We start from the raw sequence: 24,224 nt of genomic DNA on the forward strand, positions 1-24,224 counted from the left end.
CATTTACTGCTGGTGGTGTTCCACCGGATGGTTATCTTCCAGCTCTTCTTTATTCTTACTGAAGCGGCGGCGAACCACCACAAAGAAGACAGGCACGAAGAAGATTGCCAGCACGGTCGCCGTGACCATGCCGCCCATCACGCCAGTACCTACCGCGTTCTGTGCGCCGGAACCGGCACCCGTACTGATCGTCAGCGGCAGTACGCCGAGGATAAAGGCCAGCGAGGTCATCAGAATCGGACGCAGACGCATACGTACCGCCTCAAGCGTTGACTCTACCAGCCCTTTACCTTCTTTCTCCATCAGGTCCTTGGCGAATTCCACAATCAGGATTGCGTTCTTCGCCGATAGTCCAATGGTTGTCAGCAGGCCCACCACAAAGTAAACGTCGTTGCTGAGGCCACGAAGCGTGGTAAAGATCAGCGCCCCGATAACGCCCAGCGGTACCACCAGCATAACCGCGAACGGAATAGACCAGCTCTCATAGAGCGCGGCCAGACAGAGGAAGACCACGATCAGCGAGATGGCATAGAGCGCCGGAGCCTGGTTCCCGGAGAGGCGTTCCTGGTAGGACATGCCGGTCCAGTCGTAGCCGATGCCCTGTGGAAGCTTGGAAGCCAGCTGTTCCATCAGGTCCATTGCTTCACCGGAACTTTTACCCGGGGCAGCCTGGCCAAGGATCTCCATGGCCGGTAACCCGTTATAGCGTTCCAGACGCGGCGAACCGTACTGCCATTCGGCGCTGGAGAAGGCGGTGAAGGGCACCATTTCGCCGTTTGAGGCGCGAACGAACCATTTACCCACATCTTCCGGCAGCATACGGGAAGTGGCTTTGCCCATGACGTACACTTTTTTCACGCGGCCACGGTCAATAAAGTCATTGACGTAGGAGCCACCCCAGGCGGAAGCGATGGTGGTATTGATGTCGGAGATAGAAACGCCAAGCGCGCTGGCTTTCTCCTGATCAATCATCAGCCTGTACTGCGGCGTATCCTCAAGACCGTTCGGCCTGACGCCGACCAGCGTATCCGGATGCTGCGCCACCATACCGAGCAGCTGATTACGTGCCTGCGTGAGGGCATCATGCCCCAGGTTGGCCTGGTCTATCAGCTCAAAGTCAAACCCTGTGGCGTTACCCAGTTCGATAATTGCCGGCAGGTTGAACGGGATGACCATCGCATCTTTAATGGCGCCAAATGCCTGCATGGCACGACCGGCAATCCCGTCAACTTTGTTCTCTGAACCGCTACGTTCGTCCCAGGGTTTAAGGCTGACGAAGGCGATACCGGTGTTCTGACCGCGACCAGCGAAGCCGAAGCCGTTAACGGTAAAGACCGACTGGACGTTAGCTTTTTCCTTGGTCAGGAAGTAATCCGTCACGTCATCAAGCACTTTCTGAGTACGGCCCTGCGTGGCACCGGCCGGTAACTGCGCCTGCGCCAGCAGCAGCCCCTGATCCTCTTCCGGCAGGAAGGCGGTTGGCAGTTTCAGGAACAGCCAGGCCATACCGACCACGATCACCAGATAGATAACCAGATAACGGCCAGTACTGCGGATAATGTGGCCAACGCTATCCGTATAGTGGTTTGTACTCTTGTCAAACATGCGGTTGAACCAGCCAAAGAAACCGGTGGTTTTACCGTGATCGCCTTTTTTAATCGGTTTGAGCATGGTGGCGCAGAGTGCTGGGGTCAGCACCAGAGCCACAATTACCGACAGCACCATGGCGGAAACGATGGTAATGGAGAACTGACGATAGATAACCCCGGTCGATCCGCCGAAGAAGGCCATCGGGATAAATACCGCAGAAAGCACCATCGCGATACCAACCAGCGCGCCCTGAATCTGATCCATCGACTTGCGGGTGGCTTCCTTCGGCGGGAGTCCTTCTTCCGCCATCACGCGCTCGACGTTCTCGACCACGACGATAGCATCATCCACCAACAAGCCTATCGCCAGCACCATGCCGAACATGGTTAACGTGTTTATCGAGTAACCGAAGGCGTTAATAATGGCAAAGGTACCAAGCAGAACTACCGGCACCGCAATCGTTGGGATTAGCGTGGCGCGGAAGTTTTGCAGGAACAGGTACATTACGATGAACACCAGCACAATCGCCTCAAGAAGGGTTTTCACCACTTCCATGATGGAGATTTTAACGAACGGCGTCGTATCGTAAGGGTAAACTACCTTCATCCCACCAGGGAAAAAGGGTTCCAGCTTCGTCAGCTCGGCTTTTACCGCAGCTGCGGTATCCAGCGCGTTGGCGCCCGTTGCCAGCTTAATGCCGATCCCGGAGGCCGGTTTACCGTTGAAGCGGGCAATGATTTCATAGTTCTCACCGCCCAGCTCAATCTTAGCCACATCTTTGAGCAGGACACGTGAGCCATCAGCGTTCACCTTCAACAATATCTTGCCGAACTCGTCGGTTGAAGTCAGACGCGTCTGCGCAATGATCGAGGCGTTAAGCTGCTGGCCTGGCACCGGCGGCGTACCGCCCAGCTGACCCGCCGCAACCTGGGCGTTTTGCGTGGAAATGGCGTTGATGACATCAACCGGCGTCAGCTGGAAGTTATTCAGCTTGTGCGGATCCATCCAGATACGCATCGCGTACTGCGCACCGAAGATCTGGGTATCACCCACGCCGGGCGTACGGCTGATGGGGTCCTTGATATTCGAGGCCACGTAGTCCGAGATATCATTCTGCGTCATGCTGCCGTCATCGCTGACGAAACCCGCCACCATCAGGAAGCTGCTGGAGGATTTTTGTACCTGAATCCCCTGCTGCTGCACTTCCTGCGGTAATAACGGCGTGGCAAGCTGCAGTTTGTTCTGCACCTGAACCTGGGCAATATCCGGATCGGTGCCGGACTCAAAGCTCAGGGTAAGCTGTAACGAACCGGATGAATCGCTGCTCGATGACATGTACATCAGGCCATCGATACCGTTCATGTTTTGCTCAATAACCTGGGTTACTGAATCCTGTAGCGTTTTCGCATCCGCACCCGGGTAGTTGGCCTGGATCTGAACTGCCGTTGGCGCAACATTGGGATATTGCTCAATCGGCAGCTTTAAGATCGACAGCACGCCCGCCAGCATGATGATGATGGCGATAACCCACGCAAAAATCGGGCGATCGATAAAGTACTTAGCCATGTATCAGCGGCTCCTGTTTAAGACTTCGTTTGTTCAGTCTTCGCCTTGTCGGCGTCGTCTGCACTGACTTCTTCTGGGGTCACCTGGGCGCCCTTTTTCGCACGCTGAAGGCCAACGGTAATCACTTTGTCACCTTCCTTCAGCCCGTCAGTAACCAGCCACTTGTCGCCGATGGCGCGGTCTGCCGTGATATTACGCACATCCACTTTGTTATCGGCGCCAACAACCATGGCGGAAGCCTGGCCGGTAGGCGTACGGGTAACAGCCTGCTGTGGTACCAGCAACGCGCTTGGGTTGGTGCCTTCTTCAAGGCGGGCACGGACGAACATGCCAGGCAGCAGGGTATGGTCAGGGTTAGGGAAAATCGCACGCAGCGTAATGGAGCCGGTGGTTTCATCCACGGAAACGTCAGAAAATTCTAATGTTCCGGTCTGCTGATATTCACTACCATCTTCTAACAGCAGCTTAATCTGCGCTTTGCCGTCAGTCTGTTGCAGCTTGCCCGACTTCAGCTCTGAACGCAGGCGAAGAAATTCGTCGCTTGACTGAGTGACGTCAACATAGATGGGATCGAACTGCTGCACGGTCGCCAGCGCCGTCGCCTGACCGCTCTGCACCAGTGCGCCTTCCGTCACCGAGGATTTACCAATACGACCGCTGATGGGCGAGGTCACTTTGGTATAGGCCAGGTTAATACGCGCAGTCTCTACGTTAGCTTTGGCAACCTGCACGGCCGCAGCCGTCTGGCCCTGATCCGCCATCGCCTGGTCGTAGTCCTGCTGGCTGATATACCTGGTGCCCAGCAGAGGTTTGTAACGCTTCACGGTAAGTGCGGCAATCTGAGCATTAGCCTGTGCCTGTGCCAGGTCGCCTTTGGCGCTGTCATAGGTGGCCTGATAGGTGGCAGGGTCGATCTGATAAAGCGACTGCCCCGCTTCAACATCACTCCCCTCAACGAAATTGCGCTTCAAAATTATGCCCGAAACCTGAGGGCGAACTTCAGCAATACGGAATGATGAGGTGCGACCCGGAAGATCGGTGGTGACTTTTAACGGAGCGCTTTTCAGCGTGACAACGCCCACTTCAGGCGCTTTCTGCTGTCCACCCTGTTGGGCTTCTTTATTATCACATCCTGTTAGCACTAAGCTGCCTGAAAGCAGCAGAACGGCCGCCAGAGGCGTTAACCCTCTGTTTTTGTTCATAAATAAACCTCGAGTGTCCGATATCGATTGTTCAATGGATCACAAACCCATAAACCCATTGCTGCGTTTAAATTATGGTCGTGCTATGTTACATACATTCGCAAATGTATGTAAGTCTGCCCTTTTGTAAAAATCACCCTATGGCACGAAAAACCAAACAACAGGCGTTAGAAACGCGAAATCACATCATTGATGCCGCAATAGAACGCTTTTCGGAACACGGCGTGTCGAAAACGTCCCTTGCCGATATCGCGGCCGCTGCAGGCGTAACGCGGGGTGCGATTTACTGGCATTTCAAAAATAAAAGCGATCTGCTCAATGAGATCTGGGCCCTGAGCGAATCCGGGCTGGAAGATTTAAAGCATGAGTATCAGTTAAAATATCCTTCCGATCCACTCTCCATTCTGCGGGCTTTGCTGGTCTATGTACTTGAAGCCACCGTAAGAGACCCGCGCAGGCGTTCGCTGATGGAAATTTTTTTCCATAAGTGTGAATTTGTGGGGGAGGTCGCGCCGTTACAGCTGATGCAGCAAACGCTGTTTCTGGAGTGCTACGATAAAATTGAAGAGGTTCTGAGAGAGTGTATCACCTGCGGGCAGCTGCCGGCCGACCTTGATACGCGCCGCACGGCAGTGGTAATGCGCGGTTATATCACCGGCATTATGGAGAACTGGTTATTTATGCCGGATATCTACGATCTGGCAACCGAGGCCCCGCCGCTGGTGGAAGTCCTGATAGATATGCTCAAGCATGGAAAGACGCTCCGCAAGGCTCAATGACGTCACGCCGGATGCTTACTCCGGCGTATTGATTTTCTTCTCAAAGTCTTTTTGTACGATCGCCAGCGCGGCAAGCACCGTTTGCGGCGGGATCCGGTTTTCTTCCAGCAGCATTATGAGATCGACGGCCAGTTTCACTTCTTCAGATGCGGTTTCCAGCGACATCCTTTCCTCCTTCTTCTGGGTTTTCAGCAGGGTTTTAGCGGGAGGAGACGCGGATCAAATTCGCAGTTTTTTAACAATGACCATCATTAACAGCGCGCCCGCCAGCGAGATCAGCATGGCGCGTGGTTCCATCTCCGCCAGCGTTCCGTAATTAAAGAAGGCGCTGACATAGCCCCCGATGAGCGCGCCGACGACGGCCAGCACCAGCGTGAGCAGCATACCGCCGGGGCGGCCAGGGAAAAAGCGACGGCTAATAATACCTACCAGTAATCCGATGACGATCCACGAGAGCAGTCCCATATATGTTCTCCAGTCTCAATTTCTCCGAGTATAGCAAGAGCGGGCAGGGGAGCGCGCCAAAAAGCCCGCGGCTGCCCGGACGGGTTTACTGTTCGCCTTTCTCAATGGCGCGTTCAATACGTTTCAGAGCCTGTAGGCAGCGTTGTAAACGCCCTTCAAGCGCCGCGATTTCGCGCTGTAGCGTCTGCTGCTGCGCCAGCGTATCGCGCGTGGCGAGCTGGCTTTCCCGATCGGCAACCATTGCCCGCAGCCGGCGCTCATAATCCTGATGTTCAGCCAGTTTCTCATAGAGATTCACCGCGGCGGGTTCTGCCCGCGTCTCACCTTTACGCAGCGTCTGCGTAGCCAGCTCGCGCTGCAATGCGCCTATCTGCATGACAACCCGTTCGGCCATCCAGGCCACCCGCTCGGTGCGCTGATCCTGCACGCTCTGCTTCAGCTGCGCCATGCTCTGCTGAAGCTCCAGCAGATAGTCACCCAGCCGGGTGGTGTGGCAGTGAAACAGCTGATGATCAAAGCGCGCGGCGGGCGTGCGTTTGCCGGCATGGGGCGCGATGGCCTGAGCCAGCTGATTCAGCTTTTCTTCCAGCTGCTGAAGCAGCAGGGCACTTTTCATGTTGTTCTCTCCGGTGAACGCTGTCAGTGTGATACTCTTGCTGCGAATGACAAGGACATCAGGTTATGCAACGCATCATTTTACTGATCATTGGCTGGCTGGCGATGGGGCTGGCGACCCTGGGGGTAGTTTTGCCTCTGCTGCCGACCACGCCGTTTCTGCTGCTGGCGGCCTGGTGCTTTGCCCGCTCTTCGCCACGCTTTCATGACTGGCTGCTCAACCGCTCGCTGTTTGGGCCCTATCTGCGCCACTGGCAGCAGCATCGCGCGCTGCCGCCCCGGACGAAGGGCCGGATGATCGCATTTACCCTGCTGACGTTTGCCGTTTCGCTCTGGCTGGTCAAAGTGCTCTGGGTAAGGATAATGCTTCTTTGCCTGCTCGCGGGGCTGTTGCTCTTTATGTTACGGCTACCGGTGGTGGATGACGAGCAGCAAAAGCCCTGAATTTACTTCTCCCTGTTGCAATTGTCCGGCAGTTTGCATAAATTTGATCGTTTTCATGCGCGGCTTCCCCCCGGTTTCTCCCGATACGCCCTGTCAGTTCTGTTACAGGCGCGTCTGAAGCTGCGTGATTCAGATTTGTATTTACCAGGCATAACATTATGACCGCAACTGCACAGCAGCTTGAATTTCTGAAAGAGAGTATCAAAAGCGTTCCGGATTATCCCAAGCCGGGCATCCTGTTCCGGGACGTCACCAGCCTGCTGGAAGATCCCAAAGCCTTCGCCCTCAGTATTGAACTGTTGGTTGAGCGTTACCGCGACGCGGGCATTACCAAAGTGGTAGGCACCGAAGCGCGAGGTTTTCTGTTCGGCGCGCCCGTGGCGTTAGCGCTGGGCGTGGGCTTTGTCCCGGTGCGCAAGCCCGGTAAGCTGCCGCGCAAAACCTATGCCGAGCGTTACGAACTGGAATACGGTACCGATCAGCTGGAACTCCATTGTGATGCGATCAATGCCGATGATACCGTACTGGTAGTGGACGATTTGCTGGCCACGGGCGGAACGATCGAAGCCACGGTAAAGCTCATCCGCCGCGCCGGTGGCGAAGTGAAACACGCCGCGTTTATCATCAACCTGTTTGACCTCAGCGGTGAAGCGCGCCTGAAGGCGATGGGCATCGAGTGCTTCAGCCTGGTGAACTTCCCCGGCCACTGAGCCTGACGTTCAGCCTCGCCGTCGGGGTGGGGCTGTGTTAGCATTACCCTCCGGTTCACTCAACATATTCTGCGAATTAATGAGCTATCAGGTACTGGCCCGCAAGTGGCGTCCTCAAGCGTTTACTGATGTCGTCGGTCAGGAGCATGTTCTGACCGCGCTGGCTAATGGCCTGTCGCTCGGCCGCATTCATCACGCCTATCTTTTTTCCGGCACCCGAGGGGTGGGGAAAACCACCATCGCCCGTCTGTTAGCCAAAGGGCTCAACTGTGAAACGGGCATTACCGCCACGCCCTGCGGCAAATGCGATAACTGCCGTGAAATCGAACAGGGGCGTTTTGTCGATCTGATTGAGATCGATGCGGCATCCCGGACGAAGGTGGAAGATACCCGCGATCTGCTGGACAACGTCCAGTACGCGCCCGCCCGGGGCCGCTTCAAGGTTTACCTGATCGATGAAGTGCATATGCTCTCCCGCCACAGCTTTAACGCGCTGTTGAAAACGCTGGAAGAGCCGCCAGAGCACGTCAAGTTTCTGCTGGCGACCACCGATCCGCAAAAGCTGCCTGTCACTATCCTGTCGCGCTGCCTGCAGTTTCATCTGAAGGCGCTGGACGTTGAGCAGATCCGCGGACAGCTTGAGCACGTTTTAAAAGAAGAGGCGATCGCCGCGGAAGCGCGATCCCTCCAGCTGCTGGCCCGCGCTGCGGACGGCAGTATGCGCGATGCGCTGAGTCTGGCCGATCAGGCCATTGCGATGGGTCAGGGCGCGGTCACCACCGACACCGTAAACGCGATGCTCGGCACGCTCGATGATGAGCAGCCGCTGGCGCTGATTGAGGCGCTGGTTAACGCGGAGGGTGAGCAGGTGATGTCGCTGCTCAACCAGGCCGCATCGCGTGGCGTGGAGTGGGAAGCGCTGCTGGTGGAGATGCTGACCATTCTGCATCGGGTGGCTATGGTCCAGCTGCTGCCCTCGGCGCTGGGCGATGATTACGCCGCCGTTGAGCAACGGCTGCGTGAACTGGCCCGCGTTCTGCCGCCAACGGACGTGCAGCTCTATTACCAGACGTTGCTGGTGGGGCGTAAAGAACTGCCGCTGGCGCCGGATCGCCGGATGGGCGTGGAGATGACGCTGCTGAGAGCGCTGGCCTTTCATCCCGCCCAGGTGATTGCCGAGCCCGTGGCGCGCCCGGCGATGACGCCACAGGCGCAGCCTGCTCCCGTACAGAACACGCCTGAGCCATCGCCGCCGCCGGGCCCGCCGTCTCCCCATACCGGTCAGCAGGCCGATGCCGGAGGGGAGCTCTCCGGCACCACCAGCCAGCTCCTGCAGGCGCGTACCCAACTGATGCGCCAGCAGGGAGTAACCAAACCAAAAAAGAGTGAGCCGGCGGCGCAGAATGCGCGGCCGGCGACCTCGGCACTGGAGCGATTGGCGACAGTTACCGAGCGCGGGCAGAGGCGGCAGGCTGCCGCCGAACCTGCTGCTGCGGTAAAAAAGGAAGCCTACCGCTGGAAGGCGCAAAATCCGGAAGCGGCCAGGCCGGAGCCGGTGGCGACGCCAAAGCTCTTGCGTACGGCGCTGGAGCATGAGAAAACCCCAGAGCTGATGGCGAAGCTGGCGGCTGAGTCGCTGCTTCGCGATCCCTGGGCGGCGGAAGTTGCGGCGATGGCGCTGCCGAAGCTGGTACAGCAGCTGGCGCTTAATGCGTGGAAAGAGGTGACGGAAAGCGGTATCTGCCTGCACCTCAGATCGGCCCAGCGCCATCTGAACTCGCCTTCGGCACGGCAAACGCTGACGGAGGCGATGAGCGAGGCAGCGGGCACTCCGCTAGAATTGACTATCGTTGAGGATGACAATCCGGCAGTGTTAACACCGCTGGAATGGCGCCAGGCGATCTATGAAGAAAAACTGGCGCAGGCGCGCCAGTCGATTATCGCGGATAATCATATTCAGACGCTGCGTCGATTTTTTGACGCCGATGTGGATGAAGAGAGCATCCGCCCCCTTTGAAACGCTGCACAGCGCCACGGCGTCAGTGCGGCCCGATCTGAGAGAGAAAACTATGTTTGGAAAAGGCGGAATGGGTAACCTGATGAAACAGGCCCAGCAAATGCAGGAAAAAATGGCGCAGGTGCAGGAAGAGATCGCCGCCATGGAAGTGACCGGTGAATCAGGCGCAGGCCTGGTGAAGGTGACGATCAACGGTGCGCATAACTGCCGTCGCGTGGAAGTCGATCCAAGCCTGCTGGAAGATGACAAAGATATGCTGGAAGATCTGGTTGCGGCAGCCTTTAACGATGCGGCCCGCCGTATAGCCGAAGCGCAGAAAGACAAAATGGCCGGCGTGTCTAACGGCATGCAGCTGCCGCCTGGCTTCAAGATGCCGTTCTGATGCAAACCAGCCCGCTCCTCGAAACTCTGATGGAGTCGCTGCGCTGCCTGCCGGGCGTGGGGCCGAAGTCGGCCCAGCGCATGGCATTTCAGCTGCTGCAGCGCGATCGCAGCGGCGGCATGCGCCTGGCGCAGGCGCTGACGCGTGCCATGTCTGAAATCGGCCACTGCGCCGACTGCCGGACCTTTACCGAGCAGGAAATCTGCACCATCTGCGCCAACGCACGCCGTAAGCAAAACGGCCTGATTTGCGTGGTGGAAAGTCCGGCGGACATTCACGCCATTGAGCAGACCGGGCAGTTTGCCGGCCGCTACTTTGTGCTGATGGGCCATCTTTCCCCGCTGGACGGCATCGGGCCGAATGATATCGGGCTGGATCGTCTTGAGCAGCGGCTGGAGCAGGAGTCGATTCAGGAAGTTATTCTCGCCACCAATCCCACGGTGGAAGGGGAGGCAACCGCCAACTATATCGCCGGGCTTTGCGGTCAGTATGGCGTAGACGCCAGCCGAATCGCTCACGGCGTGCCGGTCGGCGGCGAGCTGGAGATGGTAGACGGCACCACGCTCTCCCACTCTCTGGCCGGGCGTCACAAGATCAGATTTTAGCCATTCACACGGCACGATTTATCGTGCCGTCTTGAAATACCCATCTTTGCCCCCACACTACTTCTCAACGTATACCAACCTGAATTAGTTGAGGTAGCAATGACCATGAAAGGACAAGAGACGCGTGGCTTCCAGTCAGAGGTAAAACAGCTTCTGCACCTGATGATCCATTCCCTCTATTCAAACAAAGAAATCTTCCTGCGTGAGCTAATCTCTAACGCCTCTGATGCCGCTGACAAGCTGCGCTTCCGCGCGCTTTCCACGCCGGATCTCTATCAGGGCGACGGCGATCTCCGCGTGCGGGTTTCCGTTGATAAGGAAAACCGGACCCTGACGCTGAGCGATAACGGCATCGGGATGAGCCGTGACGAAGTCATTGAAAACCTGGGCACCATTGCCAAATCGGGCACGAAATCTTTCCTCGAATCGCTGGGTTCCGATCAGGCGAAGGACAGCCAGCTGATCGGCCAGTTCGGCGTCGGCTTCTACTCCGCGTTTATCGTGGCGGATAAAGTGACCGTGCGCACCCGAGCAGCTGGCGCAACGGCTGATGAAGGCGTGTTCTGGGAGTCGGCAGGCGAGGGCGAATACACCCTGGCCGATATCACCAAAGAAGATCGCGGTACTGAAATCACGCTGCACCTGCGTGAAGGCGAAGATGAGTTCCTCGATGCCTGGCGCGTACGCAGCATTATCAGCAAATACTCCGATCACATTGCGCTGCCCGTTGAGATTGAAAACCACAACGAAGAAGACGACACCACCACCTGGGAAAAGATCAACAAAGCCCAGGCGCTGTGGACGCGTAACAAGTCTGAAATCAGCGATGAAGAGTACAAAGAGTTCTACAAGCACGTTTCTCATGACTTTGCCGATCCGCTGATCTGGAGCCACAACCGGGTGGAGGGGAAGCAGGAGTATACCAGCCTGCTCTATATCCCAACCCAGGCACCTTTTGATATGTGGAACCGCGACCACAAGCACGGTTTGAAACTTTACGTGCAGCGCGTGTTTATCATGGATGATGCCGAGCAGTTTATGCCGAATTATCTGCGCTTCGTGAAGGGGCTGATCGACTCAAGCGATCTGCCGCTGAACGTTTCCCGTGAAATTTTGCAGGACAGCCGCATCACGCAGACCCTGCGTAATGCGCTGAGCAAGCGTGCGCTGCAGATGCTGGAAAAAGTGGCGAAAGACGATGCCGAAAAATATCAGCAGTTCTGGCAGCAGTTTGGCCTGGTGCTGAAAGAAGGCCCGGCGGAAGACAGCGCCAATGCCGAAACCATCGCGAAGCTGCTGCGTTTTGCCACTACCAGCAGCGAGGGCGCGGCACAGTCCGTCTCGCTGGAAGAGTACGTCAGCCGCATGGTGGAAGGTCAGGATAAAATCTACTACATCACCGCCGACAGCTATGCCGCCGCGAAGAGCAGCCCGCATCTGGAACTGTTCCGTAAAAAAGGCATTGAGGTGCTGCTGCTCTCAGACCGCATTGATGAGTGGATGATGAGCTATCTCACCGAGTTTGACGGCAAAATGTTCCAGTCCGTCAGTAAGGCTGACGATGAGCTGAGCAAGCTTGCCGACGAAGAGAGCGACGAGCAGAAAGAGGCTGAAAAAGCGCTGGAGCCGTTTGTTGAGCGCGTGAAAACGCTGCTGGGCGAGCGCGTGAAGGATGTGCGTCTGACGCATCGTCTGACCGACACGCCGGCTATCGTCACCACCGACGCTAACGACATGAGCACCCAGATGGCGAAGCTTTTCGCGGCGGCGGGACAGCCAGTGCCTGAAGTGAAATACCTGTTTGAGCTGAATCCCGAGCACGCGCTGGTGAAGCGGGCCGCGGATACGCAGGATGAGGCACGCTTCAGCGAGTGGGTTGAACTGCTGCTGGATCAGGCGATGTTTGCTGAAAAGGGCACGCTGGAAGATCCCAACCAGTTTATCCGCCGTATGAACCAGCTGCTGCTGGCATAAGGTAAGGATGTGCTGAAAGCCCCGGCCGGGTAACCTGCCGGGGCTTTATTTTGTCCGCCTCCGGCTCAGCCTACCATCCCCGCCTCCTCAAGCAGCCAGCGGCGAAACAGCGCAATCTCGGGCTCCTCCTGGCGGGAAGCTTTCACCATCATCCAGGTCGCCCGATCCACCTCAGCAAAGCCCAGTGGCGCAATCAGCGTCCCTTCCCGGATCTCTTTTTTTACCAGGATCTGCGGCGTCATAATAATACCCAGCCCGTTACGCGCAGCCTGAATGGCCAGCGTCAGATTATCGAAGTGCTTCCCGGCCCAGAAATCGCCGCGCGCGCCGGTCTTTTTCGCCCATTCAGCCCAGGCGTGCAGCTTGGTGTCGGCATGCAGCAGCGGCAGGGTGGAAAAATCCGTTTCATAGCTAAAACGATGACCGGATGCCGGCGCGCAGACCGGGCCAATGTAATCGACCGTGATCAGCGTCGCGGCAATATCATCCTGCATCGGCTGCTCATGACTGAGAATCAGCACGTCTGACTGTTCATTACGTACCCGCTCAACATCGATATGCGTCTGAAAGGTGAGGGCGACAGATTTATGCTTCTCGGTAAAGCGGCTGATGCGCGGGATTAACCACTGCGCCAGAAAACTGGGCGCGCAGGAGACGGAAAGGGTGTTGGTATTGCGGGCGCGGATCTTCTCGCAGGTCGCTTCGATCTCACGAAATGTCTGTATGCAGCAGACTTTCAGCCTTTCCCCGTCAGCGGTGAGCTGAACCCGTCCGTTGGCCCGCAGGAATAAGGGCTTCCCCAGCCACTCCTCAAGCTGCCTGATCTGATGGCTTACGGCACTGTGCGTGACGTTAAGCGACTGCGCCGCCAGGCTGAAACTCTGATGCAGCGCGGCCTGGTGAAAATAGCGCAGGGCGCGGAGAGACGGCAGACCGGACATAGGTAACCCTGTGAGAAAAACTAACAGGCAGTGTCTGTTTTTATCATTTTAAAGTCCAGCCTCTTTTCCCTAATGTGGATGCGGAGACGGAAGCGGCTGCGCGACAGCGAAGCGGATGCCCGTTCAGACTTCTGCCGGGCCCCAGTTCCCCCCCGGATTTGCCGATGATGACGTTCAACAGCTATGTGAAGGAAAGTAAAAATGACAACTCAGCATTCCGTAAAACCACAGCTCGTGATGTTTACCGGTGGGCGTGACAGCACGCTGACAGCCTGTTATCTGATGTTACAGGGTATCCCGGTGCATCTCTGGTCAGGCAACAGCGGCTGTTCACTGCATCGCGGCATTTTATCGCACCGCGTTGAAGAGCTGAAAGCGCGCTTTGGCGATCTGGTCGTCGCCCATACGGTGGCCGACATCAGCGGCGCGTTCCGCTCAATCGCCATCGAAAATCTGGAAGGCGATATTCTGAAGTATCGTAAAAATCTGGTTCTGCTCGGCGAAAAACTGGCGATTCATGCGCATCTGGTGGATTTCTGCCGGCGCAACGATATCAACACCATCAACGACGGCATCACCCACTATCAGATGGAGTTCCCGGAACAGCGGCAGGTCGCAAAAGCGTGGCTGGTCGATATGATGGCGCAGTTCGATATTAACTATCAGTCCCCCATTTATGAGTTTGCCCAGTCAGCGGATGACGTGAAGTATCGCCTGCTCCAGCTCGGCATCTCCACCAAATCGCTGGAGGGGATCAGTATCTTCGCCGACAGTTTCTCCACGCCTGGCGACGATGTCATCCTCGCTTATTTGCAGGATAAAACGCCTCTGGCGCTCAACATTGTGCGCTTCCTGTCGGGGGAAATCCTCAATACGCCGCTGGAGAAAGCGACCAGTGCAGCAGCCTGAAACTCTCTATTTCGGTGACGTGGCTGAAGAGCCACCTCATTCTGCGGAGCCTGCGATGAAAGTTATTGTGAAATGTGCGGCTATCATTATTTATCAGCGCTCGCTGTTGCTGACGCGTAAACGCGGGACAGGGACGTTTATTTCACCCGGCGGGAAGCCGATGCCGGGCGAGGATCACCTTGCCTGCCTGAAGCGTGAACTTCAGGAGGAGCTGGGCGTTCAGGTCAAATCATTCAGGCCGTTTGGCCTGTTTCACGGGCAGGCCGAGTTTGAGTCCGTGGCTATCGAGAATCACGTTTATCACGTGGAGATCGCAGGTCAGCCGCGAGCCGGTTCGGAAATTGAAGAAATTGCGTGGGTCAACTACCGCAAACCCCCTTGTGAAATTGCGGTCGGATCCATTTTTCGCGATAACGTTTTGCCACTGCTTTATCAGCAAGAGTTGATTAACTAATGGATGCATCCTCTTTATCTCCGGAGCTACAGGCTCTTCATGGCGAACAGTTTTTTAAGCGAGCGCGTATGCAGCGAGACGAACTGAGAGACGAATTAACCCGGCTTTATAAGCTCCAGGATTACGAAATCTTCTTTGTGCAGTCCGTGCGGGTTGGGCTGGTCATCCTGTCGCACCTGTTTCATAAACAGGAAACCACCCTCTGTCTGGCAAAACATGCGCACTACCAGCCCATCAGCGAGCTTTTTCATCATCCTGCGTCACAGTTTTCCGGCCCGGGCAACGTACCGCTGATCACGCACGTTAACCCTTATACCGGTGCCATCAACGAACTCGGTAACTGCAAGGGCAAAGGCGTGGTTGATGCGTCGCACAGTTTTGCCACCAATCTGCATGCAAAGCTGATAGCGCAGAGTTCCATTTTTGTCGCGCCGCTCCACAAGCACGCTTCGTTAACCGTCGGGCTGGCCATCATTGCGCTGCGGCCGGAGCATTACAGTACGCTGATGCGTAGCGAGCTGAGGCTGTTTGAGGAGTCGACCGCCTCACCGAAACCGCTGGAAGAAGCGCTGCGTAACGTCGCCAGCGACGCGTGGCAGCCTTTCAACGTGGCGCAGATCGGGCCGGTAAATATGAAGGATGTTGGCGGAATGGATTTCGCTTCCATCAGCGCCGGCAACCTTCCTTTCAGCTGCTTCAGCGTACCGCCGCTCAGTGAAACGCTGCAAAAACAGGTGAAGGCGGCTGGCGCCAGCTATTTCCCTCATGCACGAACGCTGCGGTTTTCATGCTGGGCGCGCGGCGACGGCAAAAAGCCTGTCGATATGACCGCGCAGGTTGAACAGGAACTGACCCGGATTTGGGAGCAACAATGAAAGCACATCTTCCCGTGAACGGTAACGTCATCGGCATTGCTGGCGGCGTGATTTTAAGTACCGACTCGCTGTTTATTCGTATGATGGGTATTGAAAACTCATGGACGATCGTGACGCTGCGTGGCTTCTTTATGTGGGGGATTTGCCTGCTGATCTGGAGCTGCTGGCGGCAAAGTCGCACGACGCTTGGCAAACCCTGGCTGACCAGCGATAACATCCTTTCGACCCTCTTTTTCTGTATCTCTTCCGCCTGTTTCGTGAATGCCCTGAACCGCGGCAATGTCGCAACGGTACTGGTTATTATCTCCTCCACGCCTTTTATTTCGGCGCTGATTTCCCGTCTGTTCTTCCGCATGAAGATCGATCGTAGCGTGATGCTGGCCGCGCTGGCCGGGATTGTCGGCGTGATTATTGTGATGTCAGGCCGGACGGAGGGCGATCGCGCCATCGCCAATGTCTTTGCGCTGGCCACGGCGGTCTCAATGGCTCTCGCTTTCATCTTTACCTCGCGGGTGGCGGGCGGCACGGTGGGGCTGCCTTCTCTGGGCGGCGCGCTGGCTTCCGTAATTATTCTGCTCTGGTCTGGAGAAGATATTGTCCAGAATCTGAAAACGCTGTCGCTGGCGCAGTATGGCTGGTCGCTGGCGGAGGGCGCGCTGATCATGCCGCTGGCGCTGGGATTGATCGCCCTGTCGACCCGCTACGTCTCGCCCGCCAACGCCGGACTGTTCCTGCTGCTGGAGACGGCGCTGGCGCCGCTGTGGATGGCAATCTTTATGCATGAAATGCCGACTATTCAGGCCGTTACCGGCGGAGCCATTATCGTTATCGCGGTGCTTGCGCAGACGGTGTGGGCGCGGCGACATGCCGCGCCGCCGCGCTACGCCGACGCAGGTTAACCGCCGCGTTCCTTGTGGATAAAGGACCAAGATGGTATGGTTCCAGGCCTGATAATTTGATCATTTAAGCGATTCGCAAGGGGATTTACGCAATGCGTATTATTCTGCTCGGTGCACCGGGTGCAGGTAAGGGGACTCAGGCTCAGTTCATTATGGAGAAGTACGGTATTCCGCAGATCTCCACGGGCGACATGCTGCGTGCCGCCGTTAAGGCGGGCAGCGAACTGGGCAAACAAGCCAAAGAGATCATGGACGCCGGTAAGCTGGTTACTGACGAACTGGTCATTGCGCTGGTAAAAGAGCGTATCGCTCAGGAAGATTGCCGTAACGGTTTCCTGCTGGACGGTTTTCCACGCACCATTCCTCAGGCGGACGCCATGAAGGAAGCGGGCATTAAAGTGGATTACGTGCTGGAATTTGCCGTGCCTGACGAACTGATCGTTGAGCGCATCGTTGGCCGTCAGGTACATGCGCCTTCTGGCCGCGTCTATCACGTCACCTTCAATCCACCGAAAGAAGAAGGTAAAGATGACGTGACCGGCGAGCCGCTGACCACGCGTAAAGACGATCAGGAAGAGACCGTGCGTAAGCGTCTGGTGGAATACCATCAGATGACCGCGCCGCTGATTGCTTACTACAGCAAAGAAGCGGAAGCCGGTAACACCGACTATCACAAAATCGACGGTACGCGCAAAGTCGCGGAAATCAGCGCCGAGCTGGCTGAAATCCTCGGTTAACGCACGCCGGGCCAGGCCTCACCTGGCCCTGTTACAGCAATTGGTTTTCCCTCCGCTTTTTTCCGCTAGAATAAGTCTCGTTTTCATCTCCAACGTTGCCCTGATAAGGAATAACAATGAGGCAAGATAAACCCGGCGTGCTGCTGGTAAATCTCGGTACGCCTGACGCGCCAACCACTCCCGCCGTTAAGCGCTATCTCAAGCAGTTTCTGAGCGACAAGCGCGTTGTGGACACGCCGCGCTGGCTGTGGTGGCCTCTTCTTAACGGGGTAATATTACCGATCCGCTCTCCCCGCGTATCGAAGCTCTACGCCTCGGTCTGGATGGAGGAGGGATCGCCGCTGATGGTCTACAGCAGGCGGCAGCGCGACGCGCTGGCGGCGAGGCTCGATATTCCTGTCGAACTGGGCATGAGCTACGGCAACCCCAGTCTGAAAAGCGCGCTCGACAGCCTGATGGCGCAGGGCGTGAACCGCCTGATCGTCCTGCCGCTCTATCCGCAGTTTTCCTGCTCCACCGTGGCCGCCGTCTGGGATGGTATTACGCAGGTGTTTTCGGGTTACCGCAGCCTGCCGTCGGTGCACTTTATCCGGGATTATGCTGAACATCCTGCCTATATCGCCGCGCTGAAGGCATCGGTGGAAAAGTCCTTTGCCACCCACGGCAAGCCCGACCTGCTGGTAATGTCCTTCCACGGTATTCCGCAGCGCTTTGCTGACGAGGGCGATGATTATCCGCAGCGCTGCGCCGACACCAGTGAAGCGCTGACCGCCGCGCTCGGGCTTACCAGCCAGAACGCGATGCTGACCTTCCAGTCACGCTTTGGCCGCGAGCCCTGGCTGACGCCCTATACTGACGAAACCATGAAGTCGCTCCCGGCGAAAGGGATCAAGCATGTGCAGATTATGAGCCCCGGCTTCTCTTCTGACTGTCTGGAGACGCTGGAGGAGATCAACGAACAGAACCGTGAGTTTTTCCTGCACGCGGGCGGCACCCGGTTTGAGTACATTCCGGCCCTCAACGATGACAAGCTCCACATTGATATGATGGTCGAACTGGTCAACGAACAGCGTTAAACACCACCGTAACAGGGATGCGCGCATCCGGCGCTATCCCTGTGCTATCATCTCCCGTCCGTTTTCTCCAGAAGCCTGCAAGATGAAATTTCCCGGTAAGCGTAAATCCAAACACTATTTTCCCGTCAGCGCACGTGACCCCCTTCTTCACCAGACGCTGCCCGACAGCGACGTGGCCAGCAGCTGGATTGTCGGCATCGACCAGACGCTGGTGGACATTGAGGCGAAAGTGGATGACGCCTTTATCGCCCGCTACGGCCTGAGCAGCGGCCATTCGCTGGTGATTGAAGATGAAGTGGCGGAAGCGCTGTATGAAGAGCTGGACCGTGAAGGGCTGATTACCCATCAGTTTGCGGGCGGCACCATAGGGAACACCATGCATAACTACTCGGTGCTGGCGGATGACCGTTCGGTACTGCTGGGCGTGATGTGCAGCAATGTGCAGATTGGCGGCTACGCTTATCGCTACCTTTGTAATACCTCCAGCCGCACCGACCTCAACTATTTGCAGGGCGTGGACGGAGCCATTGGCCGCTGCTTTACGCTGATTGGCGAACACGGCGAGCGGACCTTCGCTATCAGTCCCGGCATGATGAACCAGCTTAAGCCCGAGAGCATTCCGGAAGCGGTCATCGCCGGCGCCTCGGCGCTGGTGCTGACCTCTTACCTGGTGCGCTGTAAAGACGGCGAACCGATGCCGGAGGCGACCATGCAGGCTATTGCCTGGGCGAAAAAGTACAATGTGCCGGTCGTACTGACGCTGGGCACCAAATATGTGATTGGCGATAATCCGCAATTCTGGCGGGACTTCCTGAAAGAGCATGTCTCTATCGTGGCGATGAACGAGGATGAAGCGGAAGCGCTGACCGGCCTGAACGATCCGCTTCAGGCGTCAGATATGGCGCTGGACTGGGTGGATTTGGTGCTCTGCACAGCGGGACCTAACGGGCTCTATATGGCGGGCTTCACGGAAGAAGAGGGCAAGCGTACAACGCAGCATCCGCTGCTGCCGGGCGCCATCCCTGAGTTTAACCAGTATGAATTCAGCCGGGCGATGCGCCATCAGGACTGCCGGCAGCCGCTGCGGATATTCTCCCATATCGCCCCTTATATGGGCGGCCCGGAAAAGATAATGAACACTAACGGCGCGGGAGATGGCGCGCTGGCGGCGCTGCTGCATGATATCACCGCAAATAATTATCATCGCCTGAACGTGCCGAACTCCAGCAAGCATGGGCGCAGCTACCTGACCTACTCCTCCCTGGCCCAGGTGTGTAAATACGCCAACCGCGTCAGCTATCAGGTACTGAACCAGCATTCGCCGCGGCTGACGCGCGGACTGCCGGAGCGGGAAGACAGTCTGGAAGAGTCATACTGGGAAAGATAATGCCGCGCCTGAGCTGACCCGTTACCTGCGGCGTGAGCCGGGGCAGACCGTCACTGGCAAAAAATCGTCCTGCTGTGCTCTGTGCCTTCAGGACGTTTTGCTTTCTGCCTCTTAACAGACTGGCGCGCTCAGGCCGGACAGGACCGGGGCGCGTCATCCGCCTCCAGCTTCATCAGCGTCAGCATACTGCTGGCAATCTCGCGCTCTCCCATCACCACTTCATTCGCTCCGCGCCCGATGATGTAATCCACTTCATCGTCATAATGCGCCCGGGCGATAATCTCAATCGTCGGATGCTTCTCCCGCGCTGCGGTCACGACCTCGCCAGCCTCATAGCCATTAGGAATAGTCAGCAGCAGCCAGCGGGCACTCGTCAGGCAGGCCAGATCCATGGTCTCTCTCCGTGTGGCATTGCCCAGGATCGCCGGGACACCCTGTTCCCTCAGCGCCTCCACCCGGCTGCGGCTGTTCTCCACCACCACGATTGGAATGCCGTTTGCCAGCAGTTTCCTGCCCAGCAGGCTGCCCACGCGACCAAAGCCGACCACCACCGCGTGATTGCTGATATCCACCGGCAGCTGTTTCTCTTCTTCCAGCACCTCTTCCATCGTCTGATCTTCTATCGTCTCTGTTTTATCGAGATAGCGTTGCAGAAGGGCGAACAGGACAGGATTGAGCATAATGGAAAGGATCGCGCCCGCAAGCACCAGGTTACGTCCGCCAGCGGGCAGCAGGTTGAGTGAAATGCCAAGGCCCGCCAGAATAAAGGCGAATTCACCGATTTGCGCCAGGCTGACGGAAATGGTCAGGGCAGTGCGCTTTGAGTGGCCAGCCAGACGCACCAGCAAGAGGGCCGCAAGCGATTTTCCCACCACGATGATCGCCAGCACGCCGAGGACCGCCAGCGGCTCCTCCAACAGGATCATCGGATCAAACAGCATGCCGACCGAGACGAAAAACAGGACGGCAAAGGCATCGCGAAGCGGCAGCGTGTCGTGAGCGGCACGGTGGCTCAGCTCAGATTCATTCAGCACCATCCCGGCGAAAAACGCGCCCAGGGCAAAGGAGACGTCAAAAAATTTCACCGCGCCGAAAGCGATACCCAGAGCGAGTGCCAGCACGGCGAGCGTAAACAGCTCTCTGGAGCCGGTGGCGGCGCTACGTGCCAGAATCCAGGGAACGGCCCGGCGTCCAACCACCATCATCAGCACCATAAAGGCGGTCACCTTGCCGATAGCGATCGCCAGGTCGGTAAGCCCGGTAGCCAGGCTGGCATTGCCCTCCTCAAACATGCCGGCAAGCGCAGGCAGCAGCACCAGCGCCAGTACCATCACCAGATCTTCCACAATCAGCCAGCCGATGGCGATCTGTCCACGCTGGCTGTCAATCAGCTGTCGCTCCTCCAGCGCACGCAGCAGCACGACCGTACTGGCGGTAGAAAGGCAAAGCCCGAAGACCAGTCCGGTCATCCAGGGCCAGCCCATCAGCCGGGCAAGCGCAGCCCCCAGCAGCGTCGCCACCATAATTTGAGCAATGGCGCCGGGTATCGCGATATTCTTTACCGCCAGCAGATCCTTCATGGAAAAATGTAACCCCACGCCGAACATCAGCAATATCACGCCAAGCTCGGCCAGCTCCGGCGCCAGATTAGTGTCGGCCACAAAGCCTGGCGTAAAAGGCCCGACCACTACGCCCGCCAGCAGATATCCCACCAGCGGCGAGAATTTCAGGCGATTAGCGAGCATTCCCAGGAGAAAGGCGAGAACGAGGCCTCCGACAATAGTTGTGATAAGCGGGGTGGTATGGTGCATGCCTCTCTCCTTTAATGGGCGGATAGTGTTGGGGCGCAGCAATGAGTGTATGGCATTTCAGCGCCTTTCGCCTGACATTAACGCGGATATGGTGCCGAAAAACCCATGATCAAGCGCTGATATGATGTAAGAGGGATTTTGCCGCATTAACTCCTTAAGTTATTGATTATGAGCGTCACAAAAATATGATTTGCTCCTTTAACCCTAAAAATGCGGAGAGGAGAGGCTGAATTGTTAACGCAAATGAGTTGTTAATTTCTATAAATTGCTGAAAGGAGTAGAAAAAGCCTTTAATCTGGCCGCGAGGCTCGTATTTAAAGGTCGGCAGTTAGCCGCGTTGAAGGTCTGCTTAGCTGACTTTCCCGTATCATCACGGGATGAGGCTGCGCCAAAAGCAAAAAAGAGTCACACTAGTTGCAGGTAACTGCGGTAGATTGACCTCACTCGCTACGCTGGTGCGTCTAAGTTGATAAACAAGGAGATCCGTTGTGTATTCCTGTAAGAAAAGAGCGCTAACCCTGCTGTCGCTGGCCCTGCTCAGCATGCCCTTAGTCGCGCAGGCCTGGGAAAAAGATCGCGTCTATAAATTCACGATTCTGCATACCAACGATCATCACGGTCATTTCTGGCAGAACGAACATGATGAGTATGGTCTGGCCGCACAGAAAACGATGATGGATAAAATCCGTTACGACGTTCAGGCGCACGGCGGGCAGGTGCTGATCCTGTCCGGCGGCGATATCAACACTGGCGTACCGGAGTCCGATCTTCAGGATGCCGAACCCGATTTCCGCGGCATGAACCTGATTGGCTATGACGCAATGGCTATTGGTAACCATGAATTTGATAATCCGCTGTCGGTGCTTCGTCAGCAGCAGAAATGGGCGAAGTTCCCGCTGCTTTCCGCCAATATCTACCAGAAAAGCACCGGCAAACGTCTCTTTGAACCCTATGCGCTCTTTAACCGGATGGGGCTGAAAATCGCGGTGATTGGGTTGACCACTGATGACACGGCAAAGATAGGCAATCCGGAGTATTTCACCGATATTGAGTTCCATAAGCCGGTAACGGAAGCGAAAGCGGTGGTGGAAGCGCTGCGTGAAAATGAAAAACCGGATGTTATTATCGCCGCCACTCACATGGGACATTACGACAACGGCCAACACGGCTCGAATGCGCCTGGCGACGTTACGATGGCGCGCGAACTGCCCAAAGGCTATCTGGATGTTATCGTCGGCGGACATTCGCAGAATCCGGTCTGCATGGAGAAAGAGAACGTCAGGCAAACCAATTATGTCCCCGGCACGCCCTGCCAGCCTGACCAGCAGAACGGCACCTGGATCGTGCAGGCGCACGAATGGGGAAAATATATTGGCCGGGCTGACTTCAGCTTTGTCAACGGTAAGCTCACGCTGGAGCATTACGAGCTGGTGCCCATTAACCTGAAGCGCATGGTTAAAAATGAGGATGGCACAACCAGTTGGGTGAATTACGCCGCTGAGATCGAAAAAAATCCGGGCATGGTGAAGCTGCTGATGCCTTTCCAGAAAAAAGGCGAAGCGGAACTCGGCGTTAAGATTGGCAGCGTTAAAGGCCGTTTTGAGGGCGATCGCAGCAAAGTCCGTTTTGTTCAGACCAATCTTGCCCGTTTGCTACTGGCCTCGCAGATTGCGCGTACCCAGGCAGACTTCGCCGTCATGAGCGGTGGCGGCATCCGGGATTCCATTGAAGAAGGCGTCATTACCTATAAAGATGTGCTGAAAGTGCAGCCCTTTGGTAATACGCTGACCTGGGTCGAGATGAAAGGAAGTGAAGTAGAAAAATATCTGGCCACGGTTGCCAATATCAAGGCGGATTCGGGCGGCTATGCGCAGTTTGCTAACGTCAGCCTGACGGCAGACGGCACCGGCGTCAGTAATATCAAAATCAAGGGCGAACCGCTTCAGGCGGATAAAATCTATCGCATGGCGACGCTCAGCTTTAATGCGACGGGCGGCGATGGCTATCCCGCGGTGGATAAACTGCCGGGCTATGTGAACACCGGCTTTGTTGATGCGGAAGTGCTGAAACAATATATCCAGAGCCATTCACCGCTGGACGCGGCGGCGTTTGAACCGGGTGGTGAAATTGTGCGCCAGGAAAAGAAAGCGGCGACGCCGGCAGAAGAAAAGACGGCTCCGCCTAAAAAATGGCGGCTGTTTAATATCCAGATCGCGATGCACAAGGCAGAATAAAGGCCAGCGGCTCCCGGTGAGGGAGCCGCCAGAGTCAGCCAGACGCCTCAGACACGGCAGGCGTTGCGCTGCATCCACCAGCCGCGCAGCTTGTCATAAAGCCAGTTATAGACCACGGTATAGGGCAGATAGAAGAGGAAAAACGCGACTTCCAGCAGAAAGGCCTGCCACAGGGTCGTTCCCAGCATCCAGGCCGCTACCGGCAGCCCTATCAGCACAAATCCGCCTTCAAACCCCAGCGCATGCGCTATACGCAATTTCAGACCACGTTCAACGACGCCACGGGGAAAGAGGCGATCGAAGCCGGCGTTATAAATCATATTCCAGATCATCGCCACCGTCGAAAGCATGATCGCCAGCGCGCCCATCTGAAACAGCGGCTTATCAAGCGCCCATGAGGCGACCGGGGCGACCAGCACAATGGCCACGCCTTCATAGCCTGTTGCGTGAATAACACGCTCTTTAAGCGTCCAGGTACGCATAATAACTCCTCCATCAGTAATGCGGGCTATTCTGGTCCGATTATTTGCTAAGATAAAATGAGTACCCATC

Annotated in this window: 23 protein-coding genes and 1 other annotated feature; of the genes, 15 read left to right on the top strand and 8 right to left on the bottom strand. The window is 56.6% G+C overall.

All coding sequences use genetic code 11. From position 1 onward, the window contains the following. Positions 1 to 3: 3 nt before the first annotated feature. A complete protein-coding gene (locus AAH446_RS08675; RefSeq protein ID WP_342906303.1) occupies positions 4 to 3,156 on the bottom strand; it encodes an efflux RND transporter permease subunit in 3,153 nt (1,050 codons plus the stop codon). A 17-nt stretch (positions 3,157 to 3,173) separates the two neighbouring features. Next, complete coding sequence (locus AAH446_RS08680; RefSeq protein ID WP_342906304.1) at positions 3,174 to 4,358, bottom strand: efflux RND transporter periplasmic adaptor subunit; 1,185 nt, start codon at positions 4,356 to 4,358, stop codon at positions 3,174 to 3,176. A gap of 140 nt (positions 4,359 to 4,498) precedes the next feature. Here AAH446_RS08680 and acrR point away from each other — a divergent pair, with 140 nt between their 5' ends. Further along, complete coding sequence (acrR, locus tag AAH446_RS08685; protein ID WP_342906305.1) at positions 4,499 to 5,137, top strand: multidrug efflux transporter transcriptional repressor AcrR; 639 nt, start codon at positions 4,499 to 4,501, stop codon at positions 5,135 to 5,137. Between the two features lie 15 nt (positions 5,138 to 5,152). Here acrR and rsmS read toward each other — a convergent pair whose 3' ends face one another. The 3 genes from rsmS to priC form a co-directional block, all read right to left on the bottom strand. Then, on the bottom strand, positions 5,153 to 5,302 hold the full coding sequence (rsmS, locus tag AAH446_RS08690; RefSeq protein ID WP_342906306.1) for a pleiotropic regulatory protein RsmS: 150 nt from the start codon (positions 5,300 to 5,302) through the stop codon (positions 5,153 to 5,155). Between the two features lie 54 nt (positions 5,303 to 5,356). Then, entirely contained in the window at positions 5,357 to 5,602 is a 246-nt protein-coding gene (locus AAH446_RS08695; protein WP_342906307.1) for a GlsB/YeaQ/YmgE family stress response membrane protein, read from the bottom strand. An 85-nt stretch (positions 5,603 to 5,687) separates the two neighbouring features. Then, entirely contained in the window at positions 5,688 to 6,218 is a 531-nt protein-coding gene (priC, locus tag AAH446_RS08700) for a primosomal replication protein (protein ID WP_342906308.1), read from the bottom strand. A 65-nt stretch (positions 6,219 to 6,283) separates the two neighbouring features. Between priC and AAH446_RS08705 the strand changes: the two genes are divergently transcribed. From AAH446_RS08705 to htpG, 6 genes are all read left to right on the top strand, one after another. Beyond that, positions 6,284 to 6,661, top strand: coding sequence for a DUF454 family protein (locus tag AAH446_RS08705; RefSeq protein WP_342906309.1), 378 nt, complete (start codon positions 6,284 to 6,286; stop codon positions 6,659 to 6,661). Between the two features lie 158 nt (positions 6,662 to 6,819). Continuing rightward, entirely contained in the window at positions 6,820 to 7,371 is a 552-nt protein-coding gene (apt, locus tag AAH446_RS08710) for an adenine phosphoribosyltransferase (protein WP_342906310.1), read from the top strand. 79 nt (positions 7,372 to 7,450) lie between these two features. Next, the gene (dnaX, locus tag AAH446_RS08715; RefSeq protein ID WP_342906381.1) at positions 7,451 to 9,388 is read left to right on the top strand and encodes a DNA polymerase III subunit gamma/tau; all 1,938 of its coding nucleotides are present in this window, start codon (positions 7,451 to 7,453) and stop codon (positions 9,386 to 9,388) included. Beyond that, positions 8,730 to 8,791, top strand: a sequence feature (DnaX frameshifting element). Its footprint overlaps the gene before it by 62 nt. Before the next feature lie 52 nt (positions 9,389 to 9,440). Beyond that, on the top strand, positions 9,441 to 9,770 hold the full coding sequence (locus tag AAH446_RS08720; protein WP_342906311.1) for a YbaB/EbfC family nucleoid-associated protein: 330 nt from the start codon (positions 9,441 to 9,443) through the stop codon (positions 9,768 to 9,770). Further along, positions 9,770 to 10,375 carry a recombination mediator RecR gene (recR, locus tag AAH446_RS08725; RefSeq protein WP_342906312.1) on the top strand — a complete coding sequence of 202 codons (606 nt, stop codon included), beginning with the start codon at positions 9,770 to 9,772 and terminating at the stop codon, positions 10,373 to 10,375. Before AAH446_RS08720 ends, recR begins: the two co-directional genes overlap by 1 nt. Before the next feature lie 105 nt (positions 10,376 to 10,480). Then, on the top strand, positions 10,481 to 12,349 hold the full coding sequence (gene htpG / locus AAH446_RS08730) for a molecular chaperone HtpG (protein ID WP_342906313.1): 1,869 nt from the start codon (positions 10,481 to 10,483) through the stop codon (positions 12,347 to 12,349). A 65-nt stretch (positions 12,350 to 12,414) separates the two neighbouring features. Here htpG and AAH446_RS08735 read toward each other — a convergent pair whose 3' ends face one another. Then, a complete protein-coding gene (locus tag AAH446_RS08735; protein WP_342906314.1) occupies positions 12,415 to 13,290 on the bottom strand; it encodes a LysR substrate-binding domain-containing protein in 876 nt (291 codons plus the stop codon). Positions 13,291 to 13,491: 201 nt separating this feature from the next. On the opposite strand from AAH446_RS08735, the gene AAH446_RS08740 reads away from it, so the two are divergent. From AAH446_RS08740 to AAH446_RS08770, 7 genes are all read left to right on the top strand, one after another. Continuing rightward, positions 13,492 to 14,199 (top strand): hypothetical protein, encoded by a 708-nt coding sequence (locus tag AAH446_RS08740; protein WP_342906315.1) that lies wholly within the window; start codon positions 13,492 to 13,494, stop codon positions 14,197 to 14,199. 55 nt (positions 14,200 to 14,254) lie between these two features. Continuing rightward, positions 14,255 to 14,653 (top strand): NUDIX hydrolase, encoded by a 399-nt coding sequence (locus tag AAH446_RS08745; protein WP_342906316.1) that lies wholly within the window; start codon positions 14,255 to 14,257, stop codon positions 14,651 to 14,653. Then, a complete protein-coding gene (locus AAH446_RS08750; protein WP_342906317.1) occupies positions 14,653 to 15,528 on the top strand; it encodes a DUF6024 family protein in 876 nt (291 codons plus the stop codon). Before AAH446_RS08745 ends, AAH446_RS08750 begins: the two co-directional genes overlap by 1 nt. Further along, on the top strand, positions 15,525 to 16,427 hold the full coding sequence (locus AAH446_RS08755) for a DMT family transporter (RefSeq protein ID WP_342906318.1): 903 nt from the start codon (positions 15,525 to 15,527) through the stop codon (positions 16,425 to 16,427). Before AAH446_RS08750 ends, AAH446_RS08755 begins: the two co-directional genes overlap by 4 nt. 92 nt (positions 16,428 to 16,519) lie before the next feature. Continuing rightward, complete coding sequence (gene adk / locus AAH446_RS08760; protein ID WP_342906319.1) at positions 16,520 to 17,164, top strand: adenylate kinase; 645 nt, start codon at positions 16,520 to 16,522, stop codon at positions 17,162 to 17,164. A gap of 116 nt (positions 17,165 to 17,280) precedes the next feature. Continuing rightward, positions 17,281 to 18,240: a ferrochelatase gene (gene hemH / locus AAH446_RS08765; protein WP_342906320.1), complete on the top strand. Its 960-nt coding sequence runs from the start codon at positions 17,281 to 17,283 to the stop codon at positions 18,238 to 18,240. Between the two features lie 82 nt (positions 18,241 to 18,322). Beyond that, positions 18,323 to 19,627: an inosine/guanosine kinase gene (locus AAH446_RS08770; protein WP_342906321.1), complete on the top strand. Its 1,305-nt coding sequence runs from the start codon at positions 18,323 to 18,325 to the stop codon at positions 19,625 to 19,627. Positions 19,628 to 19,755: 128 nt separating this feature from the next. On the opposite strand, the gene ybaL is transcribed toward AAH446_RS08770, so the two are convergent. Next, positions 19,756 to 21,438: a YbaL family putative K(+) efflux transporter gene (ybaL, locus tag AAH446_RS08775; RefSeq protein WP_342906322.1), complete on the bottom strand. Its 1,683-nt coding sequence runs from the start codon at positions 21,436 to 21,438 to the stop codon at positions 19,756 to 19,758. A gap of 542 nt (positions 21,439 to 21,980) precedes the next feature. Between ybaL and ushA the strand changes: the two genes are divergently transcribed. Then, positions 21,981 to 23,672: a bifunctional UDP-sugar hydrolase/5'-nucleotidase UshA gene (gene ushA, locus AAH446_RS08780; RefSeq protein ID WP_342906382.1), complete on the top strand. Its 1,692-nt coding sequence runs from the start codon at positions 21,981 to 21,983 to the stop codon at positions 23,670 to 23,672. 47 nt (positions 23,673 to 23,719) lie between these two features. Here ushA and AAH446_RS08785 read toward each other — a convergent pair whose 3' ends face one another. After that, positions 23,720 to 24,154: a multidrug/biocide efflux PACE transporter gene (locus tag AAH446_RS08785; RefSeq protein WP_342906323.1), complete on the bottom strand. Its 435-nt coding sequence runs from the start codon at positions 24,152 to 24,154 to the stop codon at positions 23,720 to 23,722. Between the last annotated feature and the right edge of the window lie 70 nt (positions 24,155 to 24,224).

The sequence above is a fragment of the Erwinia psychrophila genome (genome assembly GCF_039023475.1).
GTDB lineage: Bacteria > Pseudomonadota > Gammaproteobacteria > Enterobacterales > Enterobacteriaceae > Erwinia.